General features: G+C 69.7%; 1 protein-coding gene. It reads left to right on the forward strand.

Annotation, left to right across the window (positions count from 1 at the left end; all coding sequences use genetic code 11):
• Positions 1-409: polyprenyl diphosphate synthase (uppS, locus tag BGN97_RS14020; RefSeq protein ID WP_292702727.1), on the forward strand; the 409-nt coding region annotated here is incomplete at both ends.

Here is a 409-nt window from a genome sequence, read left to right on the forward strand (position 1 = left end):
CCCGCCGCAGTTCCCCGCCGTGCCGAACCACGTCGCGATCGTCATGGACGGCAACGGCCGCTGGGCGAACCGCAGGGGGCTCAGCCGCATCGAGGGTCACAAGGCCGGCGAGGAGGTGCTGCTCGACGTCGTCGCAGGCGCCATCCAGGCCGGCGTGAAGCACCTGTCGGTGTACGCGTTCTCCACGGAGAACTGGGCGCGCTCACCCGAGGAGGTGCGCTTCCTGATGGGCTACAACCGCGATGTGCTGCACCGGCGGCGCGACCAGCTAAACGAGTGGGGCGTGCGGGTGCGATGGGCGGGGCGCAAGCCCCGGCTGTGGGGCTCGGTGATCAAGGAGCTGCAGTTCGCCGAGCAGCTGACCCGCGGGAACGACGTGCTCACGCTCACCATGTGCGTGAACTACGGC

Origin of the sequence: Microbacterium sp. 69-10, assembly GCF_001897945.1 — a bacterium.
Classification (GTDB): Bacteria; Actinomycetota; Actinomycetes; order Actinomycetales; family Microbacteriaceae; genus Microbacterium.